This is a genomic window from Halobaculum sp. MBLA0143 (assembly GCF_041361465.1).
Taxonomy (GTDB): Archaea; Halobacteriota; Halobacteria; order Halobacteriales; family Haloferacaceae; genus JAHENP01.
Genome location: NZ_JBGKAC010000001.1, coordinates 1,780,285 through 1,795,419, shown reverse-complemented (window position 1 = coordinate 1,795,419; position 15,135 = coordinate 1,780,285). Strand labels below are relative to the sequence as shown.

Below are 15,135 nucleotides of genomic sequence, written 5' to 3'. Positions count from 1 at the left end.
ACCGTCTCGCGTCCGTCTAGACGTTCTTTCCGACCGGATCGTCGAGATCGAGGTGACAGCGAATCGGGTGGTGAGCGAGCCCGTCAGAACTGCTCGCGGTTGCCGAGCACGAAGCCCAGCGAGACGATCAGGAGTGTGCCGAAGAACGTCTCGACGTTGGCGACGAAGCGCGCCCAGAGTGGGAGTTTATCGGCTCCCTTTGGTGGCGCGGTGACGAACGTGATTGTGCTGTAGGTGAGAGGGTCGGCGACGCCGGCAGCGGCGTAGATGACCACTGAAACAGTGTACAGTGCAATCATCGTTTTTAAAAGCTTCAGTACTCCGACTCCATAGTCGGTGAACAGTCCCGAGACGAACTGAGTGAGCTGCCGGCTCGCAAGCCAACCCGAATCAACAACCGTCTCCTGACGACGCGCCTGACGCTCCCAAATGTGCAGACGGCGCGCTTGCCTAATGAAACCATTGTCGTGAAATTCAGTTTTAAGATCGTGGTATGCTTGTGCTGTGCGGTCCCAGTCGTCCGGTTCCCAGTAATTTTCTTTTGTGCTTTCTAGGAAAAATATGGTTTGTCGAACCTTGATCGAAAGAGGCGAATTCGGCTCCGCTAACCGTTCAACACTTGTAGTGCTATTTACACTCAAGCCAGAGAGTATTGCTCCAGCAAGGTTCGTATCATCGAATTCTACTCCGCGGAGATCTCGGCTTGAAAGATTGGCGTTCTCGAGATTCGCCTTCGAGAGGTCCGCATAACGGAGATGGGCTTGTGAAAGATCAGATTTCCGAAGGCTCGCCTTCGAGAGATCAGCCCTTCGAAAGTCCGTATTCCTTACAGTAGCAACCCGAAAATCGGCCTTCCAGAGTGAACACTTTTCTAAATCTGCATCCGAGAGGTTGGCACACCGAAAGTCACAATACGGTAAGTTGGAATCGACAAATTTAGCACTTTTTAGGTTAGCACTAGAAAAATCTGATCGAGGAAGATCAGAAGATGAGAGGGCTGCTCCTTGCATATTGGCATTGTGGAATGTGGTATTCCACAGATCACTTTCTTGTAAAGAAGCATCTCTCAGCGTAGCATTCACAAGCTTTGCATTACAAATTTTTGAACCTGAAATATTAGAGTTAGACAAATCTGCTCCTATTAATTTGGCGTGTGACAAATCGCAACCACGTAGGTTTATGTGTGACAGATCTAGATTAGATAGATCAGCGTACATGAGATCTGCCTCCGAAAGATCTATACCTTTAAATACTGTACTTGAAAATTGAGTTCCGGTAAGATCTGCGTCATGTAAATTCGCGTCCGTGAAATTGGTCTTGTCGACCTCTGTCTGACTGAGGTCTGCTCTCTCTAAGTTGGAATCGAGAAAATTTGTCTCGTGTACTTTGGACTCAGAAATTTTAGCTTTTGGGAGGTAGGCTCTGGATAGATCACTGTGTTGAAGCTTGGACTTGGATAAGTTACATTCTCGAAGGTCTGACCCAGAGAGATCTGCACCAGAAAGGTCTACATTGTTAAAATCTGTACCAGATAAGTCCGCATTTCGGAGATTCGATTCTGACAGGTCAGTATTCTGAAAACTTGCTCCGGAAAAATTTGCGCCTCGAAGACGCATTCTGCTGAGGTCTAACGTGTCACTAAACACCTTACCGACAGCCGTCGCTCCATCTAGAGCCTCGGTGTAATCGTTCTCTGTGCCCGGCTCCTTGGTGGCTTTGGAACTGTATAGTTTAGTTTCGATTTCCTTGTCTGTCTCACTGGGGAGTGCGTGCCACGGACAATGAGAACTATCGGGAAGTGGCTCTCGGATACAAGTCGTCTGTTTGTGAACGTCTCTCTCGTCCGAATCTGACCGCTCTGTGTGATTAACTCGGTCACAATCACTCGGCCACTCGTACCCACAGTACTCTGCCGGTACTTTACCCATACCACATATCACATTCGAGCAAATATAATACCACCAGTCACCCAATCACACCCACCCACACCACACACCCTTTCCACCCACCAAACAAACCGACAGACAGTGACTCGTGCAGCACTCGACCCGGCGTTCGCCGAGGCGGTCGCGGAGATCGAGGCCCTCGGCGTCCCGGAGTGGCACGCGCTCGCCACGGCGGACGCCAGGCGCGTCGAGGACGAACTGTTCTCCACGGACGCGCACCTCCCGGTCGCGCGGGCGACGGACCTGGGGTTCGACGGCCCGGGCGGCCGCGTCCCGGTACGGGTGTACCGCCCCGAGGAGACGCCCGCGCCGACGCTGGTCTTCTACCACGGCGGCGGCTGGCAGCTCGGCACGCTCGACTCCGCCGATGGGATCTGTCGCCGGCTCTGCCGCCGGCTCGGCGCGGTCGTCGTGAGCGTGGACTACCGCCTCGCGCCCGAGCACCCGTTCCCGGCGGCCGTCGCGGACGCGGTCGCGGCCGTCGAGTGGGTCGACGGCGTCGTGGCGGATCTGGGCGGCGACGGCAGCGTCGGCGTCGCGGGCACGAGCGCCGGGGGGAACCTCGCGGCGGCGGTCGCGCTCGCGGCCGCCGCCGACCGCCCGCTCGGCTTCGATCTGGACGTGGACCTGGCGGTGCAGGCGTTGTTCTACCCGATGCTCGCGCCCGGCTTCGACGGCGACTCGCGGCAGGAACACGCCGACGGGCCGTTGCTGACCGTCCGGGACGTGCGGGAGTTCTGGCGGACGTACCTGGCGAACCCGGCGGACGCCGCGAACCCCTACGCCGTGCCGTTGCAGGCCGACGAGAGGGTGCTGTCGAGCGTCGCGCCCGCGGTCGTCGCCGTCGGGAGTCACGACCCGCTGCGTTCCGAGGCGGTGGCGTACGCGCGCCGCCTGCGCGCTGCCGGCGTGGCGGTCGACGAGACCGTCGCCGAGGGACTGCCACACGGGTTCGTCTCGTTCGCGGACGACGCGAGCGAAGAAGAGACGGGTGTGCCGGCTGCCGAGCGAGCCTCCGACGCCGTCCTCGCAGACGTGGACGCTCGACTCTGACTACGCTCCGTCGAGCGTCGCCCAGGCGTCCCACGACGGGTCTTCGTCGGGCGGCTCGACACGCTCGCCGTCGATCCGGACGCCTTCACCCTCCCGCACACTCCCCGCGGCCGCGGCGGCCGTCCCGCGATCCTCCAGCGCCGCGACGACAGTCTCCGTCGCGGCGGGGTCGACGGCCAGGAGGAGACTCCCGGCCGTCGTACACGCCCAGGGGTCGATCCCGAGGTGGTCCGCGACGGCGAGTGCCGCCGGATCGGTCGGCACCCGCTCGCGGGTCACGTCGAGCCGGACCCCGCTAGCGGCGGCGGTCTCACACAGCGCGCCGCGCAGTCCGCCCTCGGTGGCGTCGTGCATCGCGGAGATCGGCGCAGCGAGTGTGTCTCCGTGCGCCTCCCGAGCGGCAGTCACGGCGGCCCGAGCGTCGCGGGTGACGCCCGTCCGGTCGAGACACGCCTGCGCGTCCGCGACCGTCTCGGCACCCAACGCGGCGAATTCCTCGGGGAACAACGTCGACAGGAGTCCGGCAGTCTCGACGGCCGGCCCCTCCGTGACGACGAGATCGTCGCCCGGACGAGCGCCGTCCGGGCGGATCACGTCCGCGTGGTCGCCGACGCCGAAGACGGTCGTCGCGCCGACCCAGGGGTACGACGCTGCGGGGTACTGTGCCGTGTGGCCCGTGACGACCGCAACGCCGAGGTCGGCACACTCCGCCGTGAGTCCGTCCCAGAACGCCGCGAACTCCGAGCGGTCCATCTCGGTCGGGAGCGACAGCGAGACGGCGACGTGCGAGGGGGCGATCCCGGAGACGGCCACATCCGACAGCGCGAACGAGACGGCGAACCGGCCGGCGCGCTCGAACCCCAGTGCGGGCAGGACCGAAAGGGGGTCCGTCGCCGTCACGAGCGCCTGGTCGCCCACGTCCACCACACCGAAGTCGACACCGTGTGCGGGGCCGAGCGACACGTCCTCGCGGTCGGCACCGAGGTCGGGCGCGATCAGGTCGGCGAAGAAGTCGTCGTCGACCTTCCCGAGCCGTTCCGTCTCGGCGGGTTCCTCGCCCGACCCGTCGGGTCGACCGTCCGGCGCGTCGTCCTCGGACGTCACTTGTGTGGATCCGGCATCAGCGCGTCGAACGGCTGGTCGTCCAGCCACTCGATCAGGTGGACGAGCTGTTCCGTCGCCGCCTCGAACAACTGGGCGCCCTTCTCCGGGGTGGCGTCCGTCTGGTCGCCGAACACGCCGTTGTCGGAGTTGTCCACCGACTCGTAGAACGTCCGCGCGCCGAACTGCCGGGCGTCGGCGGCCGTCATCTCCGTCAGCCCGCCGTCCCGGGCGTCTGCGAGCCGATCCTCGCGGACGAGCTCCCGGGCGACGTGCATTATCATCGACGTCTCTTTTGGGCCGCCGTGGGGGCCGTTCTGTTCGAACAGGCCGTCGACCAGATCCGGAATCGACTCGTCCCACATCCACTCGATCGCGTAGGCGGTTCGGTCGCGGCGGAGTCGGCGACCCACCTCGCGGAGGTGTTGGACGTTGCCCCCGTGAGCGTTGACGAACAACACGCGGTCGAAGCCGTGGTAGGTGAGGTTCCGGACGAAGCTCTCGACGTAGTCGCGGAACAGCTCCGGCTCGACCCACATCGTCCCGTGGAACTGTCGGTGGTGTTCCGACACTGCGATCCGGACCGGCGGCGTGAGCACGGCACCCGTCTCCTCGGTCGCCGCCTCGGCCAACGACTCCGCGATCAGGTAGTCCGTCGCCAGCGGGAGGTGTGGCCCGTGTTGCTCCGTCGACCCCGTGGGGACGACCGCGAGCGACTCCCCGTCCAAGCTGTCGCGCAGCTCCGGCCAGGTCTGCTCTGCCAGGCGCATACCCGGACAACGTCGGGACAGCCGAAGAATCCCGTGGGTCGCCGACGGACGTGACCGAAGGTTCATGAACCACGGCGAACCACACTGAGTTGCGTCGATATGTCACTGGGGCCAGACGAGCGGCGGGGGCACACGGGGTGGTAAGCGTTCGTGGCGGGGGGTGACGACAGACCGGGTGGCGAGCGCGCCGTCGGGGCCGTCCGAGTAGTCGTCAGACTACTGCCGGCCCGCGTTCGGGAGTCGTACTCGGCGAAGCTGTTGGTGGCCCTGTTGTTGATCGTCGTCGTGGTCGCGGTCAGTGGCGTCCTCGTCCAGGCACAGCTGTCGTCCGTGTTGGAGGCGGACGTGGACGAACGACTGCTGACACAGACGGAGTCGGAGGCCGACGAGCTGTCGGAGTTCGTCGCCGCCGGCCGGTCACAGGCCGTGTTGGTGTCCGACACCGCCGGACTCTCCGGCGACCCCGCCCGGCTCTCGCGGCTGTTGAGCGACAAGCTGTCGAAGCTGCCGGCGTCGACCGCGAACCTCCACCTCGTGTCCGTCCGAGACGGGACTGTCGTCGCCACGACGGACGACCGGCTCGCGCGCGGTGAGCCGCTCGGCCCCGCCGTCCGACTCGGAACGGTCGCGTTCGACGGGTTCACGGACAGCTACGTGACGGACCCGTTCCAGAACCCCCGTGGGACCCGGGTGATCGGGTTCGTCTCCCCGGTGTCGGCGTCGCCCGAGACGCTGTTGATCCTCACCGTCCGCGCCGACAGCGTCGACGAGACGTTCCAGGCCGTCACCCAGGACGGCTTCACTCGAGTCGTCGCCGCCAACGGACGAGTGGTGGTCGCCGGTGACGCCGCCGCGACCGGCCGGCCGTACCAGATGGCGACGAACGCGACCGCGCCGGTCGTCGCCCGCGGCCGCGACGGTGAGTCGGGGATCGTCGACGACGGCGCCAGGGAACGGACGCTCGAGGGTGACTACGTCCAGGCGTACGCTCCGGTCAGTGGGACGGACTGGGTGCTGGTGAAACACGCTCCGACGGCCCAGGCCTACCGACTGGAGCGCACTGTCACCCGCGGAATCGGCCTGTTGGTCGTGCTCACCCTCGTGGGTGTCGTCGTCATCGGCGGCGTCGCCGGCCGCGACACCGTCTCTGCCGTCCGCACCCTCTCGCGGCGAGCGGAGGCGATCGAGGCCGGCGACTACGACGTGCGGCTGGACAACGACCGCGACGACGAGATCGGCGAGCTGTTCACCGCCGTCCGACGGATGCGCGACCGACTGGTCGAACAGATCCGGGTGGCGGAAGACGCCGGCGCCACCGCACAGGCGGCCCGGGCGGAGCTGGAACGCCGCAACGAGGCCGTCGAGAACCAGAAGGCGATGATCTCCGTGCTCAACCGGTTCCTCCGACACAACCTCCGCAACCGACTCAACGTCGTGATCGGACACCTCGAGCTCCTGGAGGCGGGCGTCGCCCCCGACGAGCGCTCGCGGCGCCGCCAACAGATTCGGGACACACTGCGTGGGCTGTTGACGAAGGCGGACAAGGCCCGGTACGTCGAGTCGCTGGCGACCGACGACACCGCCCGCGAGCGGATCGACGCCGGCGAACTCCTCCAGACGGAGGTGGACCACCTGGAGTCGACGTTCGAGGACGCGACCGTCCACCGTTCGGTCGACGAGGACCTGTTCGTCCGGGGCCACGACACCCTCGCGGTCGTGTTCGAGAACCTCCTGGAGAACGCCGTCGTCCACAACGACCGCGAGACGCCGACCGTCGAGGTGCGGGCGACCGCCGACGGCGACGCCGTCCGCGTCCGGATCGCCGACGACGGCCCGGGGATCCCGGACGCGGAGGTGGAGACGCTGTCTGCCGGGTACGAGACCGCCGTCAGCCACGCCAGCGGAATCGGGCTGTGGGTGACCAACTGGGTCGTCTCCGAGCTCGACGGGCAGCTCCGGTTCGACGACCGCGACCCCCGCGGCACTGTCGCCGTCGTCCGACTCCCGCGTGTCGACGGCGGCGAGACGGACAGTGGGGACGGGGACTCCGGCAACGAGGGGGACGACAGCGACAGAGCGACTCCCGAGGGTGGCGTCGGAACACTGTAGCCGTCCACGGGCGTCGTCTCTGTCTACGAGTGTTCTTGTCTGCACGCGGGCGTCGTCGTCAACGGGTGTCTGCCTGCGGGCGTCGTCGTCAACGGGTGTCTGCCTGCGGGCGTCGTCTCCGTCGGCGGCCGTCGACCCGCGGCCCCGGTCAGATCACGCGCTGTGCCTCTAGAAACTCCCTGGCGACCTGTGCCGGGGGAGTGCCGTCGGCGACACGCCCGTTCAGCCGTCGGATCGTCTCCTCGTCGCCGACGCGGCCGCCGAGCCGCGCCAGCACCTCGCCGACGGGCGAGTCCCGGGTCACCGTCGCCGCGTCCGCGACGGGTACGGGGTTGTACGTCGGGAAGAAGTCGCGGTCGTCCCGGAGGACGACCAACGAGTCGCGGCCCAACTGTGGGTCCGTCCGGAACCCCATCGCGACGCTGGCGTCGTCTCGCGCCACCAGCTCGTAGGTGATCCCGATCGGGACCGTCTGGACGTTGGCCTCGAGCGCGTCCAACTTCGCGGCGTCGAACCCGTAGTGGGTCGTCAACCCCGGCCAGCCGTCCGGACGGTCGCGGAAGTCGTTACCGACGGCGACGCCGAAGCCAGTGTTGCCCGCGGAGACGTGGGCTGCGAGGTCACTCAGCGACCGGACGCCGGTCGCCTCGCTCCACGCCCGGTCGGCCACGAGCACGAAGGAGTTGTCGAACGGGGCCCGCGGGAACACGACGACGCCGAACTCCTCCGCCTCCCGAACGACGGCGTCGTGTAGCGCCTGTGGGTCCGCCGGGAGCGTCTCGTGTGTCGGCGCGAAGCTGGTGTAGATCGTCCCGGTGTACTCCCAGTACACGTCCAACGGCCCGGACTGGAGCACGGTCCAGTTGCGCCGCTCGTAACTCGACGGCACGTCCGGCAGGACGTGAGTGTCCGTCAGTTCCGACAGAGCGACCGCGGCGATGTGGCCCAGAATTCGGTTCTCTACGAAGTTCTTGGCGCCGACGGTCACCGTCGCGTCCGCTCCCCGTCGCCCGGCGGCTCCCGACGACCGACTCTCGACGGAACACCCCGCCAACCCCGTGGTCAGGAGTGTGCCACCGGCCTCCAGGACACGCCGGCGCGATTGAATCACACTAATACGTCCGTTTGCTACAGTTTATTTCTGACGAGAGGGCGGGCGAGCGGGCAACCGGCGCGGGTTTTAGGCTCGTGGCCGCCCTGGACCGGACGTGAGACGACGACAGTTCCTGGCGGCCGCGGGGGCGGGACTCCTCGGCGGTACCGCCGGCTGCGCGGCGATGGAGCGTGACGGGCTCGCCGGCGTCGGCGCGGCCGACACTACGGGCGATGCCGACGCGCCGGGGGCGTCCGGAGGCGACACCGGCCCGGCGTTCGACTCGGCAGCGCCCGAGACCGGCTCCGCCTCCGAGGTGTACCAGCAGGCCGTTCCCTCCGTCGTCGGGGTGCTCGTGTACGACCCGGGCGGGCAGGCGGCCAGCGGCTCGGGGTTCGTCACCGGACTCGGTCCCGGCGGACCACACGTCGTGACGAACCAACACGTCGTGGCGCCCGGCGATCGGTACCGACTCCGCTTTCGCGGCAACGAGTGGCGGTCGGCGACGCTCGTCGGCACGGACGTGTACTCCGACCTGGCGGTGCTGCGGCCCGCCAGTCGCCCGGACCCCGCGACGCCGCTGCCGTGGGTGGAGACGGACCCGGAGCCGCCGGTCGGCACGGAGGTGCTCGCCATCGGCTCGCCGTTCGACCTCGGCGGATCGGCCTCCCGCGGGATCGTCAGCGGCGTCGACCGACTGCTGCCCGCGCCCAACAACTTCTCGATTCCGGACGCGGTCCAGACGGACGCCGCGTTGAACCCCGGCAACAGCGGCGGTCCGATCGTCACCGCCGGCGGCGAGGTGGCCGCGGTCGCCTCCTCCGCCGGGGGGGAGAACATCGGCTTCGGCATCTCCGCGGCGCTCTCGAAGCGGGTCGTCCCCAGACTGATCGCCGACGGGGAGTTCCGACACGCCTACCTCGGCGTCGGGATCGTGGAGGTGACCCCTACCGCGGCCGAGGTGTACGGGCTCTCCGACGTGGCCGGGCTGATCGTCACCAGAGTCGTCTCCGGCGGGCCCACCGGCGGCAGTCTGGAGCCGGCGACCGACCGCCAGGTGCGCCGCGGTGTCGCGGTCCCCACCGGCGGGGACGTGCTCGTCGGAATCGGGGACCGAGACGTCGAGACACAGGCGGACCTCTCGAACTACCTCGCACTGGAGACCGACCCGGGAGACACCGTCCCGCTGACGGTCGTCCGCGACGGCCAACGGGTGACGGTAGACGTGACGCTCGGCCGTCGACCGCAGCCGTAGCTCGGAGAGCTGATCTGAGAGAGAACACGGCCGCCGTGGGGCGACGGCGGCCGAGCCACGAACCTGTCGGAGCGGCGGTCCGTGGGGCGACGGACCGCCGACGCAGGCGGCGCCCGGTCGCCGTGGGGCGACGGCGACCGGGCGAGTCGGGGTGACGCGGACCGTTCGACAGACCGAGTCACACGACGGGGCCGCGTCCGCGTCGACTCTCCTCGCGTTCGGGGTGTCCAACCAGTCGTCTTCTGCCTCGTAGTTCTTCGCATCCCTACAGACGACCGCTTTCATTATGGGACTGTCGTCTCGGTAATAGACGACGAACGGGAAACGGACAGTCGTTCTCGCCACCCGGTAGTCAGATTCGGAGGGGGATACCAGATCTCGGTAGGGGGTGGTCAAATCTCGGAAGCGACGCGGTGGAGGAAGGAGAGAGATCAGTCGCCGACTCGATCAGTCGAGTGGCACCAGCCCCCGACTCGGTCAGTCGAGCGCCGCCAGTCGTCGGCTCGAACGGGAACGAGGCTCAGTCGTCGAGTCGGTCGGCCACGTCCTCCAGTCGGCTGCGGCGCTCTTCGATGGCCTCCTCGCGGAGCGCCGCCTCCTCGGCGGTCGGACAGCCGAGTTCCGGCACCTCCGCCGGGCGACCCTCCTCGCCCAAGGCGACGAAGCTGAAGAAGGAGCTGGTCGTCTCTCGAACCTCGCCGGTCTGGGGGTTCTCTGCGCGTACGTCCACCTTCACGTCGATGCTCGTCCGTCCGGTGCCGAACGCGTACCCCTCGATGACGGCCACCTCGCCGAGGTCGATGGGGCTGATGAAGTCGACGTGGTCCATCGACGCCGTCACACACTGCTTCGAGGAGAACCGCATGGAGGCGATCGCGCCACAGATGTCCATCCAGTGGAGTACGGCGCCACCCAGCGCGCGTCCCAGGTTGTTCGTGTCGTTCGGGAGCAGCAGTTCCGTCATCTCCGTGTACGACTCCGCCAGTGAGACCGTGTCGTCGCCGTCGTTCGGCGAGGCTGGCCCGGAACGGAGGCCACCCGGTGTCTCGTCCATGTCCGGCCGTGCCGGTCCGCGAGTTTAAGCCCGTGGGAGTCGGCTCACGGCGTCGGCTCGTCCGTGGCATCCGTGTCTCCGTCGTCGGGACTCGTGTCGTAGTCTGCGTCGCCGTCGCGGTCGCGCTGCTCGAACGCTCGGACGGTCTGGTACACCCGGACGCCGGCGACCCCGCCGATCACGGTCGCGGCGGCGCCGACCCGGGTTCCCCCGTCGAGAACCGCGTACGCCGGGCCGAGAGTCAGGCCCGCGACGGCGACGTTCGTCCACAGCACTGCCCTCCAGAAGGCGTTCTGTACGTCGCTGTCCACCTCGGAGGGGTCGGGGAGTCGGTCGGCGGGGCTGTCCGGCGGCTCCGTCGTCGGCGCCTCACCCTCGGGGTCGCCGAACCGCTCTGCGGGGTCGAACTCCGCGGGCTCGCCGAACTTCCGGGAGAGGCGGTCGCCGGTCGCGGCCGCCGTCTCCTCCTCGTTCGGCCCGGCCGTCTCCTCGTCGCCGTCACTCACGGTGCAGGCTACGACGAGCGACTGTTAAAAGGGACTGATCGTGCCGCGACTGCGGCAGCCTAAGCGAGGTCGGTGAGCGTGACCGTGCGCGAGGCCTCCAGCCACGCGAGCGGGTTCTCGCCGTCGAAGAGGACGACTCGACCGTCGTCCTCGTACATCTCGATCGACTCGGCGATGTCACTCTCGGCGGCCTCAGACGTCCGAGCGCCCGTAGAGGGGTCGGTCGAGTGGGTCATGTCTCCAGCGTTTGGTAATTCGTCACAAGGTAAAGCTCTTGCCGTCGTGGCGGTGCCTGCCGACCGACGGACGGGGCGGCGAGAGGGGAGGGTTCTTCACCGCGGCAGACGGAGTCGAACACATGGATCAGACGACGTTCGACGACCTCGCCGTCTCCGACGACGGCGGGGAGCGACCGGACGCGGAGGCGGTCGCCGTCGCCGGGGAGACCGGGACACACGTCAGCGAGGTGATCGAGGGCGACGACGTGCGGGTGCCGGACCCGCGCGCGGAGACGACAGTCGAGATCATGGTGACCGCCGTCGACTACTCCGTCGAGGGGCGCGGCAGCGACGAGTACCCGGTCGTCCACGTGTTCGGTCGGACCCCGGAGAACGAACTGGAGCACGTCCGCGTCGTCGGCGTGGAGCCGTACTTCTACGTCCCGACGGACCACGTCGCCGACCGCGACCTCACCTCCGAGTACGACGTCGTCGTCGACACCCGCGAACACCCTCACGGCGACCCCGACAACGACCGGTTCGAGAGCATCCGTGGCGAGCCCGTCACCAAGGTCGCCGCCCGCACCCCCCGGGACGTGGGGCAGATCCGCGACGACTTCCGGACCACCTACGAGGCGGACATTCTGTTTCCGAACCGCTTCCTGATCGACCACGGCGTCACCTCCGGGATCAGGGTCGAGCCCCGCCGCGTCGACGACGACCCGGACGCCCCGATCCAGGTGACCGCCGACCACCTGGAGGCCGCCGACGTGGACGCCGACCTCCGGGTGAACACGTTCGACATCGAGGTGGACGACCGCAACGGCTTCCCGGAAGACGGCGACGAGCCCATCGTCTGTCTGACGAGTCACGACTCCTACCGCGACGAGTACGTGTTGTGGCTGTACGACGCCCCCGTCGGCGACGGCGTCGTCGACGACTCCTTCGACGACTACGAGTTCATCTCCGAAGGGGCGAGTGTCCGTGTCGAGCAGTTCACGGCGGAGGACGCGATGCTGGACGCATTTATTGCGTACTTGGAAAAGACTAATCCGGACGTTACAACTGGTTGGAATTTTGAGGATTTCGACGCCCCGTACCTTCTCGACCGGATGGAGGAGCTCAACGGCGCCAGCGACTACGACCTCGCGCCGGACCGTGCCTCCCGGGTCGGGGAGACCTGGCGCTCGGGCTGGGGTGGCCCGGACGTGAAGGGCCGTGTCGTGTTCGACCTGTTGTACGCCTACCAACGGACGCAGTTCTCCGAGTTGGACTCGTACCGACTGGACGCGGTCGCGGAGCTGGAACTGGGCGTCGGGAAGGAACGGTACACCGGCGACATCGGCGACCTCTGGGAGGACGACCCGACGCGTCTCCTGGAGTACAACCTCCGGGACGTGGAGCTGTGTGTCGAGATCGACCGCCAGCAGAATCTGATCGACTTCTGGGACGACACCCGGAAGTTCGTCGGCTGTCAGCTGGAGGACGCCCCCACCCCCGGCGACGTGGTGGACATGTACGTCCTCCACGAGGCGTACGGGGAGTTCGTCCTGCCGACGAAGGGCCAACAGGCCGGCGAGGAGTTCGAGGGCGGGGCCGTGTTCGAGCCGATCTCCGGGGTCGCGGAGAACGTCTCGGTGCTCGACCTGAAGAGCCTCTACCCGATGTGTATGGTGACGATCAACGCCTCCCCGGAGACGATCGTCGACGACCCGGAGGCGTACGACGGGGAGACGTACCGCGCCCCGAACGGTACCCGGTTCCGGAAGGAACCGGACGGGATGATGCGGGAGATGGTGGACGCGCTGCTGACGGAGCGCGAACAGAAGAAACAACAGCGCAACGAACACGATCCCGACACCGAAGCCTACGAAAAATTCGACAGACAACAATCTTCAATAAAAGTAATCATGAACTCTTTGTATGGGGTGTCGGGGTGGGAGCAGTTCCGGTTGTACGACAAGGACAACGCCGCGGCGATCACGGCGATGGGCCGGCGCGTAATCGAGTTCACGGAGGAGGCGGCCGCCGAAATTGACTACGATATTACGTACGGAGATACCGATTCTATAATGTTATCTCTTTCAGATGTGGAAACAACTGGGGTCGAAGTCCCCGACCCGGTCCGGGAGGCCCACCCGGAAATGTCGGAGTCGGAGTTACAGACGCTGGCAGCGGCGATCGACGCCAGCGAGGAGATCGAGTCGTACATCAACGACCGCTACGACGAGTTCGCCAGCGAGGAGTTGGACGCCGAGGAACACCGGTTCCAGATCGAGTTCGAGAAGCTGTACCGGCGGTTCTTCCAGGCGGGCAAGAAGAAGCGCTACGCGGGCCACATCGTCTGGAAGGAGGGGAAACACGTCGACGACATCGACATCACGGGGTTCGAGTACACCCGGTCGGACATCGCGCCGATCACGAAACGGGTTCAGAAGCGCGTGATCGAGATGATCGTCACCGGCGAAGACCTCGACGACGTGAAGGAGTTCCTCCACGAGGAGATCCAAGCGTTCCAGGCGGGCGACGTAGACGTCGACGAGATCGGCATCCCGGGCGGGATCGGGAAGAGTCTCGACAACTACGAGACGGACACCGCCCAGGTCCGCGGAGCGAAGTACGCCAACCTCCTGTTGGGCACCAACTTCCAGTCCGGTTCGAAGCCGAAACGACTGTACCTCGACAACGTCCACCCGGACTTCTACGACCGTATCGAGTCGGAGCTGGGGCTGGAGCCGAACGGGGGCGACCAGGACGACGCCCTCTACACGGAGTTCAAGCGCGACCCGGACGTGATCTGTTACGAGTTCGCCGACGAGATCCCCCCGGAGTTCGACGTGGACTACGACAAGATGCTGGAGAAGACGCTGAAAGGCCCCATCGAGCGGATCACCGAGTCGCTGGGGCTGTCGTGGGACGAGATCGAGAGCGGCCAGACACAGACCGGGCTCGGTCAGTGGGGCTGAGCCCCCCTCGTTTGTGAGAAGCGGAAGATATCTTCACCTCTGTGAAACCGGACTCGGGCGGATGCGAAACCATTATGCGTGGAAACGCCCACTGTGAGAGTACGAGGGATACCAATCATGGCAACAATAGAACTGTCGAACGTACACGCGGAAGTGGCCGAGACGGGGGAGTCGATCCTCCGTGGCGTCGACTTGGAAGTGGCGAGCGGCGAGATCCACGCCCTGATGGGCCCCAACGGCTCCGGGAAGTCGACGACCGCTAAAGTGATCGCCGGTCACCCGGCCTACGAGGTCACCGAGGGTGACGTGACGCTCCACCTGGACGAGGCGGACGTCGCGGACGTCGACGAGGACCTGGACGAGGACGACTACGAGTGGGAGCTGCTCGATCTGGAGCCGAACGAGCGGGCCGCACTCGGGATCTTCCTCGCGTTCCAGTACCCCGCGGAGATCGAGGGCGTGACGATGGTGAACTTCCTCCGCCAGGCGCTGAACGCCAAGCTGGAGGAGCGCGAGGAGCTGTTCGAAGACGAGGAGGCCGACGAGGAGACGGCCGAGGGCGACGACACCAACGAGGACGCCGCCGGCTACGAGTCCTCCCCGATGGAGGGGCCCGCCGACGACGGTGAGGTCGGCGTCGCGGAGTTCCAACAGCTCCTCCAGGAGAAGATGGAGCAGTTGGACATGGACGCGGAGTTCGCCGAGCGGTACCTCAACGCGGGCTTCTCCGGCGGGGAGAAGAAGCAGAACGAGGTGCTCCAGGCGGCGGTGCTGGAGCCGTCGATCGCCGTGCTCGACGAGATCGACTCCGGGCTGGACATCGACCGGCTCCAGGACGTCTCCGAGGGGATCGAGGCGCTGCGCGACGAGCAGGGCACCGGTGTCCTCCAGATCACGCACTACCAGCGGATCCTCGACTACGTCGACCCCGACCACGTCCACGTGATGCTGGACGGTGAGGTCGCCATGAGCGGCGGAGCGGAACTCGCAGAGAAGCTGGAAGACCAGGGGTACGACTGGGTCCGTGAGGAAGTGTACGAAGCGGCGTAACCACGAACGGTTGG

The 15,135-nt window shown here is 66.2% G+C and carries 12 protein-coding genes; 5 read left to right on the top strand and 7 right to left on the bottom strand.

Annotation, left to right across the window (positions count from 1 at the left end):
• Positions 1–83: 83 nt before the first annotated feature.
• Positions 84–1,646 (bottom strand): pentapeptide repeat-containing protein, encoded by a 1,563-nt coding sequence (locus RYH79_RS09220; protein WP_370898388.1) that lies wholly within the window; start codon positions 1,644–1,646, stop codon positions 84–86.
• A 381-nt stretch (positions 1,647–2,027) separates the two neighbouring features.
• Here RYH79_RS09220 and RYH79_RS09215 point away from each other — a divergent pair, with 381 nt between their 5' ends.
• Positions 2,028–2,999 (top strand): alpha/beta hydrolase, encoded by a 972-nt coding sequence (locus RYH79_RS09215; RefSeq protein WP_370898386.1) that lies wholly within the window; start codon positions 2,028–2,030, stop codon positions 2,997–2,999.
• On the opposite strand, the gene RYH79_RS09210 is transcribed toward RYH79_RS09215, so the two are convergent.
• Together RYH79_RS09210 and RYH79_RS09205 are read right to left on the bottom strand one after the other, a co-directional pair.
• Entirely contained in the window at positions 3,000–4,103 is a 1,104-nt protein-coding gene (locus RYH79_RS09210) for an AIR synthase-related protein (protein ID WP_370898384.1), read from the bottom strand.
• Positions 4,100–4,870, bottom strand: a complete 771-nt coding sequence (locus RYH79_RS09205) for a creatininase family protein (protein ID WP_370898382.1) — start codon at positions 4,868–4,870, stop codon at positions 4,100–4,102. Before RYH79_RS09205 ends, RYH79_RS09210 begins: the two co-directional genes overlap by 4 nt.
• A 150-nt stretch (positions 4,871–5,020) precedes the next feature.
• Here RYH79_RS09205 and RYH79_RS09200 point away from each other — a divergent pair, with 150 nt between their 5' ends.
• On the top strand, positions 5,021–6,979 hold the full coding sequence (locus RYH79_RS09200) for a sensor histidine kinase (RefSeq protein ID WP_370898380.1): 1,959 nt from the start codon (positions 5,021–5,023) through the stop codon (positions 6,977–6,979).
• A 148-nt stretch (positions 6,980–7,127) separates the two neighbouring features.
• Here the strand turns inward: RYH79_RS09200 and RYH79_RS09195 are convergent, their stop codons facing one another.
• Positions 7,128–8,090 (bottom strand): ABC transporter substrate-binding protein, encoded by a 963-nt coding sequence (locus RYH79_RS09195; RefSeq protein WP_370898378.1) that lies wholly within the window; start codon positions 8,088–8,090, stop codon positions 7,128–7,130.
• Positions 8,091–8,187: 97 nt separating this feature from the next.
• Here RYH79_RS09195 and RYH79_RS09190 point away from each other — a divergent pair, with 97 nt between their 5' ends.
• On the top strand, positions 8,188–9,327 hold the full coding sequence (locus RYH79_RS09190; protein ID WP_370898376.1) for a S1C family serine protease: 1,140 nt from the start codon (positions 8,188–8,190) through the stop codon (positions 9,325–9,327).
• Positions 9,328–9,847: 520 nt separating this feature from the next.
• Here the strand turns inward: RYH79_RS09190 and RYH79_RS09185 are convergent.
• From RYH79_RS09185 to RYH79_RS09175, 3 genes are read right to left on the bottom strand one after another with little or no spacing between them, the layout of a single operon-like run.
• On the bottom strand, positions 9,848–10,381 hold the full coding sequence (locus tag RYH79_RS09185; protein ID WP_370898374.1) for an acyl-CoA thioesterase: 534 nt from the start codon (positions 10,379–10,381) through the stop codon (positions 9,848–9,850).
• A gap of 44 nt (positions 10,382–10,425) precedes the next feature.
• Positions 10,426–10,887, bottom strand: a complete 462-nt coding sequence (locus RYH79_RS09180) for a DUF7322 domain-containing protein (protein ID WP_370898372.1) — start codon at positions 10,885–10,887, stop codon at positions 10,426–10,428.
• Positions 10,888–10,946: 59 nt separating this feature from the next.
• Entirely contained in the window at positions 10,947–11,123 is a 177-nt protein-coding gene (locus RYH79_RS09175; RefSeq protein ID WP_370898370.1) for a DUF7331 family protein, read from the bottom strand.
• Positions 11,124–11,245: 122 nt separating this feature from the next.
• Between RYH79_RS09175 and RYH79_RS09170 the strand changes: the two genes are divergently transcribed.
• Both RYH79_RS09170 and RYH79_RS09165 read left to right on the top strand, forming a co-directional pair.
• On the top strand, positions 11,246–14,071 hold the full coding sequence (locus tag RYH79_RS09170; RefSeq protein WP_370898368.1) for a DNA-directed DNA polymerase: 2,826 nt from the start codon (positions 11,246–11,248) through the stop codon (positions 14,069–14,071).
• A 117-nt stretch (positions 14,072–14,188) separates the two neighbouring features.
• Positions 14,189–15,121 carry an ABC transporter ATP-binding protein gene (locus RYH79_RS09165; RefSeq protein ID WP_370898366.1) on the top strand — a complete coding sequence of 311 codons (933 nt, stop codon included), beginning with the start codon at positions 14,189–14,191 and terminating at the stop codon, positions 15,119–15,121.
• Positions 15,122–15,135 lie beyond the last annotated feature (14 nt).